The 291-nt window shown below is 40.2% G+C and carries 1 protein-coding gene; it reads right to left on the bottom strand.

Going from position 1 to position 291, the window contains the following annotated elements:
- Nucleotides 1-174 precede the first annotated feature (174 nt).
- Nucleotides 175-291: helix-turn-helix domain-containing protein (locus AB4486_RS26240; RefSeq protein WP_372119691.1), on the bottom strand; the 117-nt coding region annotated here is incomplete at its 5' end.

The following is a 291-nucleotide window of genomic DNA, read 5'->3' as shown; positions in this document are numbered from 1 at the left end:
ATCAGTTGCATATTCATTTACATATAACATATTCACCATGCTTATATAAAATCACAGCATATCTCTCTTAGGGTCTAACTAGAAAACAACGGACTACCCTTCAGAAACAAAAAAGCCACGTAGATACGTGGCCTTTAATTTACGGTGACTGAATAAAGTCATGTAGAGAAGAGTCTAAACAACACCTTCAGAGATTAGGCTGTGTTTATTCAGCAAGCGGTACATCGTCGCTCGTGATACACCGAGCTCCTTAGCCGCCAATGAAACCTGACCACCGTAAGATTCCAATAC

Origin of the sequence: Vibrio sp. 10N.222.55.C6, from assembly GCF_041473395.1 — a bacterium.
GTDB classification, from domain to species: domain Bacteria; phylum Pseudomonadota; class Gammaproteobacteria; order Enterobacterales; family Vibrionaceae; genus Vibrio; species Vibrio crassostreae_C.
Note: the sequence above shows the minus strand (reverse complement) of the source record. Positions and strands in the feature narration are given on the sequence as shown.